This window comes from Erwinia papayae (genome assembly GCF_058241465.1).
On record NZ_JBZCHT010000013.1, the window covers coordinates 1,620,589 to 1,637,567 of the forward strand.

Consider the following 16,979-nt stretch of genomic DNA (forward strand, 5'->3'; position numbering starts at 1 on the left):
CCGTTAATCGTCGCCGGGCAGACCGTTAAACAGAGAATTAAGGAGCGAGAGGATGACAGCATCACAACGGCAGGTGGAAAAATTTTTACAGTACTTCTCAGCGGGCTGCAAAACGCCATTGCATCTGAAGGATGGGGTCTGCGCCCTGTACGATGCTCAGGGGCAGGAAGCTGCAGTGCTGGAGGTGCCGGAACAGAGTGACAGCCTGCTGATTCACTGTCAGTTAACTGAGACCGATCCGCAGTCCTCGCTGACGCTCTATCCGCTGTTGTTGCAGCTGAACTTTGAGATGGCCGCAATGCGGGGCTGCTGGCTGGCGATGGATGAGCAGTACAAAGTGCGTCTCTGCTTCCAGCAGGCGCTGACGCAGCTTGATGAGGCCACCTTCAGCCATGTGGTCAGCGGCTTTATCGAACAGGCGGCTGAAGTGCGCGAGTTTATCGGGCAGATCGGCGGACGCAGCGCGGCCTGAGGCTGTCTGAACAGGCGGAGCGGGGAAAATATATCCCGGCCCCGCCTGTTCAGCGCTGTGGCCTTTCAGCTTTTAGTTAATGGCTCACGCCAGGCGCTTTGCCGTGTGCAGCAACAGATTATTCTTCCTTAATATTGCTGAAATTAACCGCGGTGTTTCTGCCTGAGTTTTTGGCGACATACAGCGCGCGATCGGCTCTTGAAACCAGTGAATCCAGCGTGGTGTTTTTGCTGTAACTCTCTGTCACATAGCCGATACTGATGGTCACGATACCGGTTTCTGAGGCGGTGTGCGGGATGGCCTTTGCCGCGACGGAATCACAGAGTGTTTTGATCTGTTCCTCTGCTTCCCGTTCATTCGAAACGGTTTTTATCAGCGCAAACTCTTCGCCGCCGATTCTGGCGAGAATATCTGTTTCGGCCTCGATATTTTCAGCAAGAATATTGGCGACTATTCTCAGGCATTCATCTCCCTGGGGATGACCGTAGAAGTCATTATATTTTTTGAAAAAGTCAAAATCGATTACCGCCAGCAGTATCCGGTCTTTTATCTCGCCCAGCTTTAATAATAAACCTTCGCCCTGATTAAAGAAGTAACGGCGGTTGCCGATTTTGGTTAATGGATCGGTATGAGAAATAACGAACAGCTCCTGATTGGCTTTCTCAAGCTCTTTAGTTCTTTCATTAATTTTTTCTTCCAGCGATTCCTGCGATTTTTTAACCCTGTCCATCATGTCAATATAGGCATATTGCAGCCGCTCAATCTCATCCTTATGATCTCTTTTACTGGCAAAATGGCTGACTTTTCCTGAAGGCACCACCCTTGAAGAGAGCTCAATCAGGTTATTTAACGGTATGGTTATTTTATTTTTTAACACGCTGGAGAGAATAATCAACTCCAGTGCCAGAGTGGTCATCGCCAGATAAATAATCACCTTAATATTGAATAATACTTCGGTGTACAGTAATGATTTTGGATAATGTACCGCAATGGCCCACGGGGTGGAGGGGATTTGCCCTACCGCAACAATCTCATTTTTTAAATTGAGTAATCTGACCTTGCCCGATTTGTTATTCAGCGTGGCGTTGATAAGCGGATAATAATCCTCAATTTTCAGTGATTTTATTGATGCCGAGCCCTGGCTGGAGAAGATCTCTTTTTGATATTTGTCATCCGATATCAGTTTTCCCTGCGGGGTCACTTCAAAAATGGTACTGCGAGTGCCTTTGATTTCCGGCTCTGAGGTTCTCTTCATTAAATTGGTTAACAGCAGATCGACGCAGGCCATCATTTTATGCTTCCCATCTGCGGAAGGCGTATCGGGTGTGGCAATGGTGGTCATCCAGGCTTTGTTGGAATAATCGTAATAGATGCTGGTGAAGATAGTATCCTCACCTTTCTGTTTAAAGCCTCTGCTGTAAAATTCGTAGCCAGAGAGATCCAGCGCATCAGCACCGGAATAGTGAAAGGCTTTGGCAATATCTTCTTTCTGAAAAATAGTAAATCCTTTTTCAGGGACCACGCCGTAAAAATTTAAAAAGCGGTCTTTTAATACCATGCCATATTTGTGGGATAATAAATAGGCCAGCACAAACCGTTTTCGCGTATCTGCATCAGGTTGTATATCCGGTGCATAGGTAGCTGAGGTGCCATAGATATATTGACCGCCGGGTAAAATATGGCCGCCATACATTTTATCATTCTGGGTCCAGGAGTTATCTTCGTGTTTAACGAATATCTCCTGGGAATAGTTTTCGTAATTTATAATTTTATTATCTTCATGATATAAATATTTAAACTCTTCGAGGAAGTTTTTTTCCGTCTGGATAATTTCCTGAAAAGGAAGACTTTCGCGGAAAATCTTCTGCTGAGTCGATATTAACAGCTGGGTCTGGCTGGATTTAAGAATGGTGGAGTAATCAAAATAATAGGAAATAGACCCCACCACCGCCACAACGAGAGTGGTGCGGAGTGCGGCCAGCAGCAGGGCCTGACTGGCTACCGTCTTGCCTTTCAGAAAACTAATCAATTCACTCCCCCTTGCAACATAAAAAACTGACAAAATAGAAATAATTAACGTTAAATCTGGTCAGTAACCATCGTTGAGTTGTTATATCGATTAATTATCGGTCAGGGGCGCTATATCTTTAGCCGGGGTGGCAGTTTGTCGTTGCTGAAAACCGACCGGGTGCCGGGGCGCACTGGCATCATGTTTGCCAGACAGGGGATGCAGCCCCCCCACGGCAGGCATTTTATCGTTATGATGCAGAGAGATAATTTCTGTCCCTGCCGGAGCGAAAGATGTATATCCCTGAAGCAATGAAGATGAAAGATAACGATAAGATTTACCAATATTTTGAGCAAAATGGTTTTGCCATGCTGGTTTCGTCTTCGCTGGCAGCCAGCCACCTGCCTTTTCTGCTGGTAAGAGATGAAGGGCCACAGGGCCGGCTTTACTTTCATCTGGCAAAAGCCAACGCGCAGTGGCGTGAACTGGAAGGGCAGCAGGTGCTGGTCTGTTTTCAGGGGCCGCACAGTTACATATCGCCCACCTGGTATCAGACTGAGCAGGCGGTGCCGACGTGGAACTATGTCGCCATCCACTGTTACGGGATGGTGGTGAAACTCACTGACAGCGAGCTGGCAGCCATGATGCAGAAACTGGTTAAGCATTATGAGCCGGAGCTGCAAAACCATCCGCAGTTGATGCCGGAAGCATTCTGGCAACGGCAGCTGGCGGGCATAGTCGGTTTCAGCCTGGATATCAGCAGGCTCGAGGCAAAGGAGAAGCTGGGACAGCACCGCCCGGTCGCAGACCAGAGAGGGACGCTCAGAGGTTTGCAGAACAGCTCTCACCCTGATGCCCGGGCGCTGGCGGAATATATGCTGAAACACGCGAAGGGCACGGGCGAGTAACCTTATGCGGCATCCTGTGGCCGCATTACCAGCACAGGATGTGCCAGGTCGAAAGCGCAGTCTTACGCTTACTGGCCAGATATTGCCTGTTTAAATTCTACAAACCGGGGTGCTATTCAACGGTATCTGTCATCCTGACATGCACAGCTTGCGGGTGTGGCTCAGCAGCCACCGATACCGTTACACCTCACCGCGTAGCGGATGAACCCGTGCTGTCACGAAATATGCCATCAGCCATTTCCCCGCTCCAGCCAGGGCGCATTCTGTGCCGTTTATTTGCTGACGGGATGGAACCGCCTTCATATTTTTCACACATAAAACTTTTCCGTAGGGATGAAGACAGGCATAATCGAAAACCTAAAATGCTAAACCGATTTAGCAAAATCTGATTCAGGAGATATGTCATGTCAGTGCGGGTATGGTGCCTGGGTGATGCCGTGGTGGATCTGATACCAGAAGGGCAGGGACGTTTACTGCAATGTCCGGGCGGTGCGCCCGCCAATGTGGCAGTGGGCATTGCCAGATTGCAGGGAAACAGTGGCTTTATTGGCCGGGTGGGTGACGATCCCTTTGGTCACTTTATGCGTCAGACGCTGGCCGACGAGCAGGTGGATATCGCCTTTATGCGGGCGGATGCGGCGCAGCGCACCTCCACGGTGGTGGTGGCGCTGGATGAAGAAGGTGAGCGCTCATTTACCTTTATGGTGCGTCCGGGGGCCGACCTGTTTATTGAACAGGCGGATCTGCCGGCGTTTCAGCCCGGTGAGTGGCTGCACTGCTGCTCGATAGCGCTGGCGGCGGAACCCTCGCGCTCCACCACCCTGACCGCGATGGAGCAGGTCAAAGCCGCAGGCGGCAACGTCAGCTTTGATCCGAACATCCGGCACGATCTGTGGGCCGACCCCACTTTACTGCGGCACTGCCTGCATCAGGCGCTGCAACTGGCCGACGTGGTGAAACTGTCGGAAGAGGAGCTGACGTTTATCAGTGGCTCTGCGGAAACTGACGACAGCCTGCGGCAACTGGCGGAAAAATTCAGTATCCGTCTGCTGATGCTGACCCAGGGCAGAGCTGGAGTGAAAGCGTGGCACAACGGCGAGATTCACCACTATCCGACGCTGCCGGTCGTCAGCGTGGATACCACCGGCGCGGGAGATGCCTTTGTCGCCGGGCTGCTGTGGGGGCTGGCGCAGCATGGTCTGCCAGAAAATGAACCGCAGCTGGCTGCCCGCTTAGGCAGCGCACAAATCTGTGGCGCACTGGCTACCACCGCCAAAGGGGCGATGACCGCACTGCCCTATCGTCAGCAACTGGAAGAGCAACTGGGCTGATCCCGCTTCGTTTTGCGAGCTGTCTCACAATCACTAAGTCGGTTTAGCAAATTTCATTGCGGGAAGAAATTACTCGTGATTATGATGTGCGCCTAAACCGGTTTAGCAAAAATAATGTGACGATAGCCTTTCCTCTCCAGGGATGCAAAACAATGAAAAAAAGCACGCTTGCTGTTGCTGTAACTGTTGGTCTGATGTCTGCGGCCAGCCCGGTATGGGCGGCCTCTGATATGAGCCGTATTGAAACCCGCCTCGCCGCGATGGAAAAGCGCCTTGAGGCCGCTGAGCACCGCGCTGACGTGGCGGAAAGCCGGGCGAAAGCTGCGGAAAAACAGGCGCAAAAACTGACCGCTGCGCAGCAGCAGAATCAGACGTCCACCGTTCAGGTCGAGCAGCGCACCGCACGGCTTGAACAGCAGGCTAACCGGCCTCAGCCAGCGGTGACTGAGGCTGAGCCAAAAGCCACTCAGGTGGCACAAAAGTCAGCTGACGAAGGGTTTGAATTCCACGGCTACGCTCGCTCCGGTCTGCTGATGAACAGCTCGGCGGCGAAAACCCAGGGTGGCCCGACTATGACTCCGGCGGGTGAAACCGGTGGACATGTTGGTCGTCTGGGCAACGAGCCGGACACCTACGTTGAAATGAACCTTGAGCATAAGCAGACGCTGGCTAACGGCGCGACCACGCGCTTTAAGGTGATGATGGCCGACGGGCAGCGCACCTACAACGACTGGACTGCCGACAGCAGTTCGCTCAACGTACGCCAGGCTTTTGCTGAACTCGGTCATCTGCCGACCTTTACCGGCGCATTCAAGGACTCCACCGTCTGGGCCGGTAAACGTTTTGACCGCGATAACTTTGATATCCACTGGCTTGACTCCGATGTGGTGTTCCTCGCCGGAACCGGTGCCGGTATCTACGATATGAAATGGAGCGATCAGGGACACAGTAACCTGTCTGTCTATGGCCGCACCTTCGGTGATATCGAAAACAGCGAGAACACGGCGCAGAATTACATTCTGACCTCGAATAACTTCTACGGTCCGTTGCAGGTAATGGTCAGCGGTATGCGGGCGAAAGATAACGATGACCGCCTCGATCTCGAAGGCAATAAAGTGAAAAGCGATGCGGCAAATGAGGGCGTTCACGCGCTGGTTGGCCTGCATAACGACAGCTTCTATGGCCTGCGCGAAGGTCTGTCAAAAACCGCGCTGCTTTATGGTCATGGTCTGGGTGCGGAAGTGAAATCCGTCGGTTCTGACGGGGCGTTGCTGCCGGAAGCCGACACCTGGCTTCTGGCAACTTACGGCATCACCCCGCTGGGTGGCGGCTGGCATATCGCACCGGCGGTGCTGGCGCAAACCAGCCAGGATCGCTACGTGAAAGGCGACAGCTATCAGTGGGCCACCGCCAACCTGCGCCTGATTCAGGAAATTAATCAGAACTTCGAGATGCAGTACGAAGGCAGCTATCAGTATATGGACCTGCGTCCGGAAGGTTATAACAACCGCAACGCGGTCAGCGGCAGCTTCTATAAGTTCACCGTCGCGCCAACGCTGAAAGCGGGCGACGTGGGCGACTTCCTGAAGCGTCCTGAAATCCGACTGTTTGCCACCTGGATGGACTGGGATCACCGCCTGGACAACTACGCGGGTGATGATGCCTTCGGCAGCAACGGCTTCAAGGCCGGCGGTGAATGGAACTTCGGTGTCCAGATGGAAACCTGGTTCTGATGCACTGGCCCCATGAGGGGCCAGAGTCGATCCGGTTCTCTCAGGGTAGCTGACCGCCAGTTTCAGCGGCGGGTTCATCTGCCCGTATCGGAGCGACACAACGCCCGCGCACGCCAGCGTTATGCCGCTCCGTACCACCTGCAACAATGACGCCTGGTGAGACAGGCTCAAAGACAATAAGACAGAGGTTATGATGGATTTTGTACAAATTTCCCGGTCGCTGCTGCCATTACTGGGAGGCAGGGAGAACATCGCCAGCGCGGCTCACTGTGCCACGCGTTTGCGCCTGGTGCTGGTGGATGACGCCAAAGCGGATACGGATGCCATTGGTAAAATCGACGGCGTAAAAGGCTGTTTTCGCAATGCCGGACAGTTGCAGGTCATTTTCGGCACCGGCGTGGTCAATAAAGTCCATGCTGCATTTATCAAAGAGGCGGGGATAGGTGAGTCGAGCAAGTCGGAAGCCGCCGATATCGCCGCCCGCAAGCTGAATCCGTTCCAGCGTATCGCCCGCACCCTGTCGAATATTTTTGTGCCGATCATTCCGGCTATCGTCGCCTCCGGCCTGCTGATGGGCCTGCTGGGGATGATCAAAACCTACGGCTGGGTTCATGCCGATAACGCGCTCTATATCATGCTGGATATGTGCAGCTCGGCGGCGTTTATTATTCTGCCCATCCTGATTGGATTTACCGCGGCGCGTGAGTTTGGCGGCAACCCCTATCTGGGCGCGACGCTCGGCGGTATTCTCACCCATCCGGCGCTGACCAACGCCTGGGGCGTGGCGGCTGGCTTCCATACCATGAACTTCTTTGGTATCGAAGTGGCGATGATCGGTTATCAGGGCACGGTATTCCCGGTGTTGCTGGCGGTCTGGTTTATGAGCCTGCTGGAGAAACAGCTGCGACGCGTGATCCCCGATGCGCTGGACCTGATCCTCACCCCCTTCCTGACGGTGATCATTTCCGGCTTTGTCGCCTTGCTGGTCATCGGTCCGGCGGGACGCATGTTGGGTGATGGTATCTCAATGGTGCTCAGCACGCTGATTGCCCATGCTGGCTGGCTGGCCGGATTGTTGTTTGGCGGCCTCTATTCGGTGATTGTGATCACCGGCGTGCATCACAGCTTCCACGCCATCGAAGCCGGGCTGTTGGGGAATCCATCTATTGGCGTGAACTTCCTGCTGCCGATCTGGGCAATGGCTAACGTGGCGCAGGGTGGAGCCTGTCTGGCGGTGTGGCTGAAAAGCAAAGATGTCAAAATCAAGGCGATAGCCCTGCCGTCTGCGCTCTCCTGCCTGTTAGGTATCACCGAAGCGGCGATTTTTGGTATCAACCTGCGCTTTATGAAACCTTTTATCGCTGGCCTGGTGGGCGGTGCGGTAGGGGGGGCCTGGGTGGTATCGGTGCACGTCTATATGACTGCCGTCGGACTGACCGGTTTACCGGGCATGGCGATTGTGCAGGCCAGTTCACTGCTTAATTATGTGATTGGCATGGTGATTGCCTTCAGCATCGCCTTCGTAGTTTCTTACCTGCTTAAATACAAAACGGATTCTGAATAATGTCTTCTTCAACACTTCTGACCGCCTTTTTACAGGCGGTGATGAAGGGCCAACCGGTGGCAAGTAAAGACAGCCACTACCCTGGCTGGCACCTTGCGCCGGTAACAGGACTGCTTAACGACCCGAATGGCTTCATCCAGTTTGACGGTCGTTACCATCTGTTTTATCAGTGGAATGCTCTCGGCTGTCAGCACCTGCACAAAAGCTGGGGCCACTGGAGCTCAGCGGACCTGCTGCACTGGCAGCACGAGCCGATTGCGCTGCTGCCGGAGCAGAAATATGACCGTAGCGGCTGCTACTCCGGTAGCGCGGTGGATAACAACGGCGTGCTGACGTTGATCTACACCGGCAACGTTAAATTTAACGACGGCAGTCGTACCGCCTGGCAGTGTCTGGCGGTACAGAACCGCAAGGGTGGTTTTAAGAAGCTTGGTCCGGTTATCCCGCTACCGGCGGGTTACACCGGCCATGTGCGCGATCCCAAAGTCTGGAAGCACGGCGAGCACTGGTTTATGGTGCTGGCGGCGCAGGACCACCAGTTACAGGGCAAGGTGCTGCTGTTGCAGTCAGACGATCTGCACAGCTGGCATAACCTGGGCGAGATTGCAGGCAGCGGACTGGGCGGTCTGGGTGACAGCGGGTATATGTGGGAGTGCCCGGATATGTTCACCCTTGGCGACAGCACCTATCTGATCTGCTGTCCGCAGGGCATCACCCGTGAGGAGAAGCGTTTCCTTAATGTTCATGCCAGTGCCTATCTCAGCGGCACGCTGGATTACCATCAGGTCAGCTATCAGCACGGTGAATTCCACGAGCTGGACGCGGGCTTTGAATTTTATGCCCCGCAGACCACGTTGAGCGACGATGGCCGCCGCCTGCTGGTGGGCTGGATGGGCGTACCCGACGGTGAAGAGATGCTCCAGCCGACCACTGAGCATGGCTGGATCCATCAGATGACCTGCCTGCGCGAACTCAGCTCACGCAATGGCCGGTTGTATCAGCAGCCGGTGGTGGAGTTGCAGGCGCTGCGCGAAGAGGAGCAACACTACAGCGGTTCCGCTGATGCTGCGCCATCCATTGCTGCACAGCGTCTGGAACTGCTGCTGGAAGGTGAGGCCGGGGTGACGCTTAATTTTGCCGACACGCTGGTACTGGAGTGGCATCAGGATCAGCTGCGCCTTGGTCGCCGCAGTCTGGAAACCAACCAATGGCAGTATCGCTACTGGTGTGGTGCGGCACAGAGTCTGCAAATTCTTTGTGACCACTCCAGCGTTGAGATCTTTATCAACGGGGGCGAAGGGGTGATGAGCAGCCGCTACTTCCCGACACAACCGGCGCATCTCCGTCTGAGTGGCAGTGCAGAAGTCCGGGCCCGCTACTGGTCGTTACGCCGCTGCATGGGAGAATAAGTGTCTGTTTCACTAACCGATGTGACGTCGTGAAAAAAACCAGGCGAGTTACCATTACTGATATTGCTGCGCTGGCCGGGGTGTCGAAAGCCACGGCCAGCCTGGTACTGAACGGTCGCGGTAAAGAGCTGCGGGTGGCTAAAGAGACGCGTGAACGCGTGATGACCGTTGCCCGGCAGAATCATTATCAGCCCAGTATCCATGCCCGTTTGCTGCGTGATGATCGCAGCCATACGCTGGGACTGGTGGTGCCGGAAATCACCAACTACGGTTTTGCCGTTTTCTCTCACGAACTGGAAACATTGTGTCGCGAAGCGGGCCTGCAACTGCTGATCGCCTGCACCGATGAAAACGCCGGGCAGGAAATGGTGGTGGTCAACAACCTGGTGGCGCGGCAGGTAGACGGGCTGATTGTCGCCTCCAGTATGCTCAACGACAGCGACTATGTGAAACTGAGTGAGCAACTGCCGGTGGTGCTGTTTGACCGCTATATGAACGATACGCAGCTGCCGCTGGTGGTCACTGACTCGGTGCCGCCCACCGCCGATCTGGTGGAACGGCTGGCACGCAAATATCCCGATGAAATCTACTTTCTTGGTGGGCAATCGCGCCTGTCACCGACCCGGGATCGCCTGGCAGGCTTTATGCTGGGGCTTGAACGGGCAGGGGTGACGACCAGCCCCGAGTGGATCATTCACGGCAACTACCATCCCGGCAGTGGCTATGAGATGTTTGCCGCGCTTTGCGCCAGACTGGGACGGCCGCCGAAAGCGCTGTTCACCGCCGCCTGTGGTTTGCTGGAAGGGGTGCTGCGTTATATGAGCCAGCACCATCTGCTGGCAAGCGACACACATATTGCCAGCTTTGACGATCACTATCTGTATGATTCCCTCTCGCTGAATATCGATACCGTCGAGCAGAACGTCCCGCGTCTGGCGCAGGAGTGTTTCACCATGCTGACCCAGCTGATTCAGGGCGAGGAGCCAGCCGAAAAACAAATCAGCCTGCCTGCAACGCTGCGCTACCGTTCGGAATAGGCAGCACCCATGCTTTCAGCGGGTTATGCGGATAGCCATTTATTGACGTTGTGACGGAAAGAGGCGCTTTTGGTTATTGCCGTCTCTTTCAGAGCCTGGTGGCACAGGCTCTTATATGCCCTGGTTTTTAAATATGTTCAGCTTATTTTAATATCATCCAGATCGATGTCTTCCTCTTCGTTATCGTTATTTAAAACAACATCGCGTGGAACGTCTTTTTTAATAACGGCATAAACGGTGCCCGTTACCACAATATTAACCAGCAGTGCCATCATACCCGCCAGCGGATGCGACATGGTTGGGATCATCAACACGCCACCAAAAGGAACCGTGGCGTCAGCACCATAGATCATGGTGACAGCGCCACCACAAGCCCCACCGATAGCGGCAGCAGAAATACCGCGAACGATATCATTCATCACCACCGGGATAGATCCTTCAACAATATTCACGATCCCCATAGGAACGGCCGACTTTAAGGTTTCGATCTCTTCGCGATGATAAATATTTTTTCGCAGCAGCTTGCCAATAAAATACGCCAGCCCGAAACCGATCGGTGTTGCCGTGTTAACTAACTGAAGCGCCGTAATCGGCTCATTGATCCCCTGTGCCTGCAATGTCAGGACGAAGGCGAAGCAGGTTTTATTGAGTGGTCCGCCAAAATCAACAATACACAAAGCCCCAATAACCGCCCCTAAAACCAGACTGGATGAGGTGCCCATATTTCGCAGGAACGAGGTCAGGGCATCGGTAAACAGACCAATCGGCGTACCGATGATATAGACCATTACCAGGCAGCTGATAATGGAAGCAAAAAAGGGAACAATCAGCGTCGGCATCAGGCCCCTGGCCCAGTCCTGAACCCTGATGTTTTTAATCACCGCCAGCGCCATATAGCCGGAAAGATAGCCACCGATCATGCCGCCGATAAACCCTGCGCTGATGGCATTTGCCGCCAGCCCGGTAACGAAACCCGGCGCGATACCGGGCTTACCGGCAATCGAGCCGGAAATTCCGACGGCAATAACCACCGGCAGAAGGCCGAGTGCCTTAGCGCCCATCGTGGCTAACGCCTGCCACAAATCAAACTGCCCGGCGACTAACGTATCCTGAACCGTACCGCCCAGCCCCATGCCGATGGCAATAATAAAACCGGCCCCGCAGACAATCGGAATCAGAAATGAAATAGCGGTCAGCAGATGACCTTTGGGATTGGCTGCCTTCCATATTTCTTTTATCTTCATAAATTATACCCTTTAATTTATAGCGGATAAGCATCGGTGAGCGGTTATGACGTCACTATTTCACTGAGCTTTTGAATAAGTTTATTGGGCGATTTCACCGCCGTTTCCGTTGAGACTTTAACTATTTTCTTGCCAAGGAATCTTTCTTCTCCGGAAACTTTCACATCAGCCGCTAACAGCACAATATCTGCCTGGGCAATTTCCTCCTCCGTTAAGGGATTTTCAATGCCAATGGTCCCCTGAGTTTCAATTTTCACATTATGCCCGGCTTTTTTTGCCGCCATTTCAATTTTCTTTTGTGCAATATAGGTGTGAGCAATCCCCACCGTACAGGCGGTAACGCCGACAATATTCATCATTATTCTCCGTTATTTCTCAGATATATTTAACGCTGCCATATAATGGTCACGTCGATCGGTATTACGCGCTCATGCCTTCAGATTGTGCGTTAAATATATCAATAATTTTTTGCGGCTCGTTGACTTCCAGCAGTCTGGCAACTATTTCCTCATCTGCCAGCGACGCTGAAACCTGTGATAATAAACGAATATGCGTGGTATTTTGGTCGACCAGACAGACGGCAAATAAAATAATGCAGCGAACATCGCTGCCGTCCAGCGTTTCCCAGGGGATTTTATGTCGAGTACGTCCGACGGCCAGTGCGGTATGGGCGACGCCCGACGATTTTCCGTGCGGGATGGCAATATGATTTTCGAATCCGGTGGAACCCTGCTCCTCACGCAGCCAGACATCCCGAATAAAGTCATCCTTATTAACAACCACGCCATTCAGCACCAGTAAATCCGTCAACTCTTCAATGGCTTCTTCTTTGCTTTTCGCCGTCATCTCTAGCTTGATGTTTTTTACATTCAGTACCTGCGAAATATCCATAGTTACCTTCGTTAGCGTAGGGGAAAATTAAAAGCCTGGCCCATCACGCCTGGTGGGCCAGGCTCTGAGGTATAAATAAAATGTTATGCGGCAACCGTTTCACGAGAGAAAATATCTGTCATCTTATCCCATGCCCGGCTGACATCAGCATCTAACGAAAACAGGCCGGAGGTGCCTACGATAAAGACATCCACACCGGATGCAGCAATCTGCCCGAAGGTTTTTTCATTACATGAGCCGTCAATTTCCGTCAGGTAATGGTAACCCTGCTTTTCGCGCATAGAGATGAGCTTCTTTATTTTATTCAGGGATTCTGGAATAAATTTTTGCCCTGCATAACCGGGGTCAACCGACATGACGGTAACCTTGTCCAGTAAATGCGCATATTCGGTAATACTTTCTGCCGGGGTCGCCGGGTTAAGCACTACACCGCATTTTTTGCCCGCATCCCTGATCTGGTTAAGCAGCCGGAATATCTTATTGTTTGCTGTCTCCGGGTGGAAACTGATAATGTCAGCCCCGGCATCAAGACACAGGGGAATAATATCTTCCGGATGATCCACCATCAGATGGACATCAATCGGTACGGTGGTGATTTTTTTCAGATGCTCAATAAAAAAAGGCGAGAGAGTGATATTACGCACGTAACTTCCATCCATAATATCGACATGATAAAAATCCGCTTTGTTATTCATGGCGGTGATTTGTTCTTTAAACAGTGTCAAATCCATACACATTAATGAGGGTGAAAATTTAGCGTCCATCGACGACCTCCGATGCAAATCCGTTAGTAAAAAAATGCAATGACATGACTCAGAATGATCCCTGCGACGCCGAAGTCAGCGTCACCAAAGGTGGTGGAAGCCAGCCCCATATCGCCCATCATCGGCAGAAGGATGGCAGGCAGGAACGAAATAAGCAGGCCGTGGGCAAAGGCCCCGGTAACGGCACCGCGACGTCCGCCGGTGATGTTGCCGTAAACCCCTGCCGTTGCACCGCAAAAGAAGTGGGGAACCAGACCCGGCACAATGACGCTTAAACCGAACAGCGGGCAGAGGAACATACTGACCAGCCCTGCCGTAAAGCTGGCGAGAAGCCCGACGATCACCGCGTTGGGGGCAAAGGGAAAGACTGTCGGGCAGTCCAGCGCAGGTTTCGCATCTTTCACCAATTTGTCAGCAATACCTTTAAAAGCCGGAACGATCTCGGCAATCACCATGCGCACGCCGGCCAGAATGATGTAGACGCCTGCGGCAAAGGTGAGGGACTGGATAATGGCGAAGATAATGTAGTTCTGACCTGCGCTCAGCGTCCCCTCCACAAAGGATTTGCCCGCCGCGCACACCAGCACGAGGAAAAGAACCATCATGGTTAGCGCGATAGCGACGGACGAATCACGCAGAAAATTCAGACAGGCAGGCACTTTCACTTCTTCAACAGACGGGCTTCCCTTACCTGTCACTTTGCCAATGAGCGCGGAAAGCAGATAACCGGTGGAGCCAAAATGGCCCAGAGCAAGATCGTCAGAGTTGGTAATTTTTCGGGTAAATGGCTGCAAAATGGCAGGAGAAATCACCATCATGGCGCCCAGAACCACTGCGCCGACAGCGACAACCCAGAACGTCGATAGTCCACCTACCGACAGGATCACCGCCAGCATCGCCGCCATATAGAGGGTATGGTGTCCGGTCAGAAAGATGTATTTCAGTGGGGTTAATCGTGCCAGGACGATATTCACCAGCATCCCCAGCACCATAATCATCGCGGTTGCTGTACCGTAATTTTTCTGCGCCAGCGCCGCCATGGCATCAGTATTAGGCACAACGCCCTGAATATGAAAGGAGTGTTCAAATAACTGGCTGAAGACGGTTAAGGTCGTGGCGATAATCCCTGCGCCAGCCGTCAGAATAACAAAACCCATGATGGTTTTCAGCGTGCCGGAAATAACATCTGACACCCTCTTTTTTTGCAATAATAAGCCTATCAGCGAAAACAGGCCGACCAGAATCGCCGGTGTCCCCAGTACATCGTAAATAATAAACTGAAGCATAATAAACTCCATCAATCAGACAGGGGTTGCTCAGATATTTTCTATTAAAATTTCTTTTATTTTATTATTGTCCAGCAGGTTGCTTAAGCCATAAACTTTTGCGCAATGGCCGCTGAGGTGTTCAGCAATATCCTTTGCGCTGAGAATAATATCGGCGGTTTCGCTTTTTGCCGAAGTCATATCGGTATGATTAACCTCCGCTTCTTTATTAAGCTCTTTAAGGATTTTCTTTACATTCATTTCAACAATAAAACTGCTGCCCAAACCATTACCACATACGATCAGTACTTTTTTCATCAGATTGTTCCTTTCAGTTAATGGCTGCCTGAATGGCATTAATGTCGGCTGCGTTTAACAATTGATTTAACCTGGCTTCATCACTGAATATCTCTGCCAGCGCGCTGATCATGGTGATATGTTCCTCTCCGGAAACAGCACAAAGCATTATTACCACATAGATCGGGTCATTATCAGCAGATGAAAAGGAGACGCCCTCTCTGATATGAAGCAGTGACAAGCCATTCCTGACCGCACCCTGCTCCGGCCGGGCATGTGGCATGGCTAAACCCGGCGCTAATACATAATAGGGACCCGATTTTTCATGGCTTGTAAAAATCGCTGCAATATAATCCGGGGTCACATAACCTTGTGCCAGCAACGGTTCTGCGCAAAGCAGAACTGCCTTTCTCCAGTGATCAATGGCGTCGATAACCCTTATTTTATCGAGTGTTAACCAGTCGCTAATCATATTTCCCCCATAACCTCAACAGGGGCAACTATAAACAGCCAGATAAAACACAACCGTGATCAAACCCTCAAGTTAGCGCTAACACGAAAAAATGTTAAAAATCGCGTTACCGCTAACAAAATGCCCGCTGTGCATACACCTGGGCTGTGTTAAGTTATAATACAAATCACAGATGACCTTTTACTATTTTACTATTTTTCAAATGGTTGGATATTTTTGTGCAGATTACAGACGCAGATGATAACCCGAAAGAAAAACGTCGTAAGGGAACGGGCAAGATTACTCTCAGCGAAGTGGCGGAGTTCGTTGGCGTCAGTGCCATGACGGTTTCACGCGCATTAAGAATGCCTGAAAAAGTGAACCCTGAACTGCGCAACCGCATTGATGCGGCGGTAACTCAACTGGGCTATGTACCTAACCTTCAGGCACGTAATCTTGCTTCGGTGCACTCCGATCTTATTCTGGTTGTCACCCCGTCGTTCTCTTCGCCCGGTTTTTTGACGGTGTCTGAAGCGTTGCAAACGCTCCTGCCCGCACGCGGCTATACCATGATGTTTATGGAGTCAGGCCATGACGGGCAAAGCGAACAAAAAACCTTTGAAAAAATCCTCGCCTACAATCCGGCCGCCATCGTTCAGTTCAATACTGACACCATCGAAAGTTGTACCCAGCTGCTGTCGAATGTTGATGTGCCAATACTTGATATTGGCGCGTTAAATCGCGAAGCCATTGGTTTAAGTGTTGGTGTTGATTACGGCAGGGCGATGCAAAAGCTGGTTACCCATCTGGCCGACGCCTCATTGAAAAACATTGCCTTGCTCTGTACCCCCGCGAACAATACGATGTTTCGCCAGGTATTAAGCGGCTGGAATACGGCGATGCTGGCGCTTAATCGCTCTCCACACCGGGTTGTGACCACCCATTTGCCATCCACCATCACCACCGGGGTGAATATTTTCCGCGATATGATGATTACCTGGGATGACCTGGACGCGTTAATTTGTACCTCGGATGAGATGGTCTGTGGCTGTATGATGGCCTGTCACAGCGCGGGAATAAAAATTCCCCACACCCTGGCTGTTGCCAGTTTAGGCGGCGGGGCGTTATCGATGGTCTGCTCCCCCTCCCTGACCAGCGTTGAGTTTCCCTGGCGTGAAACCGGGATCAGAGCAGGAAAAGCGCTGCTTGATCTTCTTAATGATATGCCGGGTGAAAAATACATTGAAATACCGTCAATACTCAACGTCAGAGCAAGCACCTCCCGTTAAATTTCTGTCATTTCCTGTTCGCCTTTTAAGCCGGGCGATACCGTTATTTATTGCAGAATGATGATTATCGCCGTGAAGAACATCATTTTCTTAATTTCATTATTCTGACGTAACCGCAATTATTCGCTCAGGCGAAACTTTCATCTTTCTGTCACCTCTCTGCGTTTTCTTTATTTTCTTTCAGTAGCAGAGCGGTGGCTGTAGCCGTGAAGCGCTCGCCCGTTTGCGACATTAAAAATAATCACAAGCCTGTTTTTTGAGCATTTTTCGCGCACTCAGCATTTCTGCTCACGGTTTAACCATTAGCATGGGCTTT

General features: G+C 52.0%; 16 protein-coding genes. 8 read left to right on the top strand and 8 right to left on the bottom strand.

The window, feature by feature from the left end:
* Nucleotides 1-52: 52 nt before the first annotated feature.
* Nucleotides 53-472 carry a type III secretion system chaperone gene (locus AC3RPL_RS23690; RefSeq protein ID WP_034936486.1) on the top strand — a complete coding sequence of 140 codons (420 nt, stop codon included), beginning with the start codon at nucleotides 53-55 and terminating at the stop codon, nucleotides 470-472.
* Between the two features lie 118 nt (nucleotides 473-590).
* Here the strand turns inward: AC3RPL_RS23690 and AC3RPL_RS23695 are convergent, their stop codons facing one another.
* On the bottom strand, nucleotides 591-2,501 hold the full coding sequence (locus AC3RPL_RS23695) for a GGDEF domain-containing protein (RefSeq protein ID WP_490741762.1): 1,911 nt from the start codon (nucleotides 2,499-2,501) through the stop codon (nucleotides 591-593).
* Nucleotides 2,502-2,773: 272 nt separating this feature from the next.
* Between AC3RPL_RS23695 and AC3RPL_RS23700 the strand changes: the two genes are divergently transcribed.
* The 6 genes from AC3RPL_RS23700 to AC3RPL_RS23725 all read left to right on the top strand — a co-directional run bounded on the left by AC3RPL_RS23700 (nucleotide 2,774) and on the right by AC3RPL_RS23725 (nucleotide 10,462).
* Nucleotides 2,774-3,388, top strand: a complete 615-nt coding sequence (locus AC3RPL_RS23700; protein ID WP_490741763.1) for an FMN-binding negative transcriptional regulator — start codon at nucleotides 2,774-2,776, stop codon at nucleotides 3,386-3,388.
* Between the two features lie 404 nt (nucleotides 3,389-3,792).
* On the top strand, nucleotides 3,793-4,719 hold the full coding sequence (gene cscK, locus AC3RPL_RS23705; protein WP_490741764.1) for a fructokinase: 927 nt from the start codon (nucleotides 3,793-3,795) through the stop codon (nucleotides 4,717-4,719).
* 152 nt (nucleotides 4,720-4,871) lie between these two features.
* A complete protein-coding gene (locus AC3RPL_RS23710) occupies nucleotides 4,872-6,452 on the top strand; it encodes a carbohydrate porin (protein ID WP_490741765.1) in 1,581 nt (526 codons plus the stop codon).
* Nucleotides 6,453-6,645: 193 nt separating this feature from the next.
* Entirely contained in the window at nucleotides 6,646-8,016 is a 1,371-nt protein-coding gene (locus tag AC3RPL_RS23715; RefSeq protein ID WP_367167610.1) for a sucrose-specific PTS transporter subunit IIBC, read from the top strand.
* Nucleotides 8,016-9,425 (top strand): sucrose-6-phosphate hydrolase, encoded by a 1,410-nt coding sequence (locus AC3RPL_RS23720; RefSeq protein ID WP_490741766.1) that lies wholly within the window; start codon nucleotides 8,016-8,018, stop codon nucleotides 9,423-9,425. The genes AC3RPL_RS23715 and AC3RPL_RS23720 overlap by 1 nt, the downstream gene beginning before the upstream one ends.
* A gap of 29 nt (nucleotides 9,426-9,454) precedes the next feature.
* Nucleotides 9,455-10,462: a substrate-binding domain-containing protein gene (locus tag AC3RPL_RS23725; protein ID WP_490741767.1), complete on the top strand. Its 1,008-nt coding sequence runs from the start codon at nucleotides 9,455-9,457 to the stop codon at nucleotides 10,460-10,462.
* Nucleotides 10,463-10,599: 137 nt separating this feature from the next.
* Here the strand turns inward: AC3RPL_RS23725 and AC3RPL_RS23730 are convergent, their stop codons facing one another.
* The 7 genes from AC3RPL_RS23730 to AC3RPL_RS23760 form a co-directional block, all read right to left on the bottom strand.
* Nucleotides 10,600-11,706, bottom strand: coding sequence for a PTS fructose transporter subunit IIC (locus AC3RPL_RS23730; protein WP_490741768.1), 1,107 nt, complete (start codon nucleotides 11,704-11,706; stop codon nucleotides 10,600-10,602).
* 44 nt (nucleotides 11,707-11,750) lie between these two features.
* Nucleotides 11,751-12,062: a PTS fructose transporter subunit IIB gene (locus AC3RPL_RS23735; protein WP_034940599.1), complete on the bottom strand. Its 312-nt coding sequence runs from the start codon at nucleotides 12,060-12,062 to the stop codon at nucleotides 11,751-11,753.
* 64 nt (nucleotides 12,063-12,126) lie between these two features.
* Nucleotides 12,127-12,597 carry a PTS sugar transporter subunit IIA gene (locus tag AC3RPL_RS23740; RefSeq protein WP_490741769.1) on the bottom strand — a complete coding sequence of 157 codons (471 nt, stop codon included), beginning with the start codon at nucleotides 12,595-12,597 and terminating at the stop codon, nucleotides 12,127-12,129.
* Nucleotides 12,598-12,680: 83 nt separating this feature from the next.
* Nucleotides 12,681-13,361: a D-allulose 6-phosphate 3-epimerase gene (gene alsE, locus AC3RPL_RS23745; protein WP_490741770.1), complete on the bottom strand. Its 681-nt coding sequence runs from the start codon at nucleotides 13,359-13,361 to the stop codon at nucleotides 12,681-12,683.
* A 23-nt stretch (nucleotides 13,362-13,384) separates the two neighbouring features.
* The gene (gene ulaA, locus AC3RPL_RS23750) at nucleotides 13,385-14,647 is read right to left on the bottom strand and encodes a PTS ascorbate transporter subunit IIC (RefSeq protein ID WP_490741771.1); all 1,263 of its coding nucleotides are present in this window, start codon (nucleotides 14,645-14,647) and stop codon (nucleotides 13,385-13,387) included.
* Between the two features lie 30 nt (nucleotides 14,648-14,677).
* Complete coding sequence (locus tag AC3RPL_RS23755) at nucleotides 14,678-14,944, bottom strand: PTS sugar transporter subunit IIB (RefSeq protein ID WP_261641306.1); 267 nt, start codon at nucleotides 14,942-14,944, stop codon at nucleotides 14,678-14,680.
* A gap of 13 nt (nucleotides 14,945-14,957) precedes the next feature.
* Entirely contained in the window at nucleotides 14,958-15,395 is a 438-nt protein-coding gene (locus tag AC3RPL_RS23760) for a PTS sugar transporter subunit IIA (RefSeq protein ID WP_490741772.1), read from the bottom strand.
* Nucleotides 15,396-15,613: 218 nt separating this feature from the next.
* Between AC3RPL_RS23760 and AC3RPL_RS23765 the strand changes: the two genes are divergently transcribed.
* Entirely contained in the window at nucleotides 15,614-16,663 is a 1,050-nt protein-coding gene (locus tag AC3RPL_RS23765) for a LacI family DNA-binding transcriptional regulator (protein WP_490741773.1), read from the top strand.
* Nucleotides 16,664-16,979 lie beyond the last annotated feature (316 nt).

What these genes read in the sequence shown, in the direction of transcription:
- AC3RPL_RS23690 (WP_034936486.1), top strand. Translation starts at nt 53, where the DNA reads ATGACAGCATCACAACGGCAGGTGGAAAAATTTTTACAGTACTTCTCA.
- AC3RPL_RS23700 (WP_490741763.1), top strand. Translation starts at nt 2,774, where the DNA reads ATGTATATCCCTGAAGCAATGAAGATGAAAGATAACGATAAGATTTAC.
- cscK (WP_490741764.1), top strand. Translation starts at nt 3,793, where the DNA reads ATGTCAGTGCGGGTATGGTGCCTGGGTGATGCCGTGGTGGATCTGATA.
- AC3RPL_RS23710 (WP_490741765.1), top strand. Translation starts at nt 4,872, where the DNA reads ATGAAAAAAAGCACGCTTGCTGTTGCTGTAACTGTTGGTCTGATGTCT.
- AC3RPL_RS23715 (WP_367167610.1), top strand. Translation starts at nt 6,646, where the DNA reads ATGGATTTTGTACAAATTTCCCGGTCGCTGCTGCCATTACTGGGAGGC.
- AC3RPL_RS23720 (WP_490741766.1), top strand. Translation starts at nt 8,016, where the DNA reads ATGTCTTCTTCAACACTTCTGACCGCCTTTTTACAGGCGGTGATGAAG.
- AC3RPL_RS23730 (WP_490741768.1), bottom strand. Translation starts at nt 11,706, where the DNA reads ATGAAGATAAAAGAAATATGGAAGGCAGCCAATCCCAAAGGTCATCTG.
- AC3RPL_RS23735 (WP_034940599.1), bottom strand. Translation starts at nt 12,062, where the DNA reads ATGAATATTGTCGGCGTTACCGCCTGTACGGTGGGGATTGCTCACACC.
- AC3RPL_RS23740 (WP_490741769.1), bottom strand. Translation starts at nt 12,597, where the DNA reads ATGGATATTTCGCAGGTACTGAATGTAAAAAACATCAAGCTAGAGATG.
- alsE (WP_490741770.1), bottom strand. Translation starts at nt 13,361, where the DNA reads ATGGACGCTAAATTTTCACCCTCATTAATGTGTATGGATTTGACACTG.
- ulaA (WP_490741771.1), bottom strand. Translation starts at nt 14,647, where the DNA reads ATGCTTCAGTTTATTATTTACGATGTACTGGGGACACCGGCGATTCTG.
- AC3RPL_RS23755 (WP_261641306.1), bottom strand. Translation starts at nt 14,944, where the DNA reads ATGAAAAAAGTACTGATCGTATGTGGTAATGGTTTGGGCAGCAGTTTT.
- AC3RPL_RS23760 (WP_490741772.1), bottom strand. Translation starts at nt 15,395, where the DNA reads ATGATTAGCGACTGGTTAACACTCGATAAAATAAGGGTTATCGACGCC.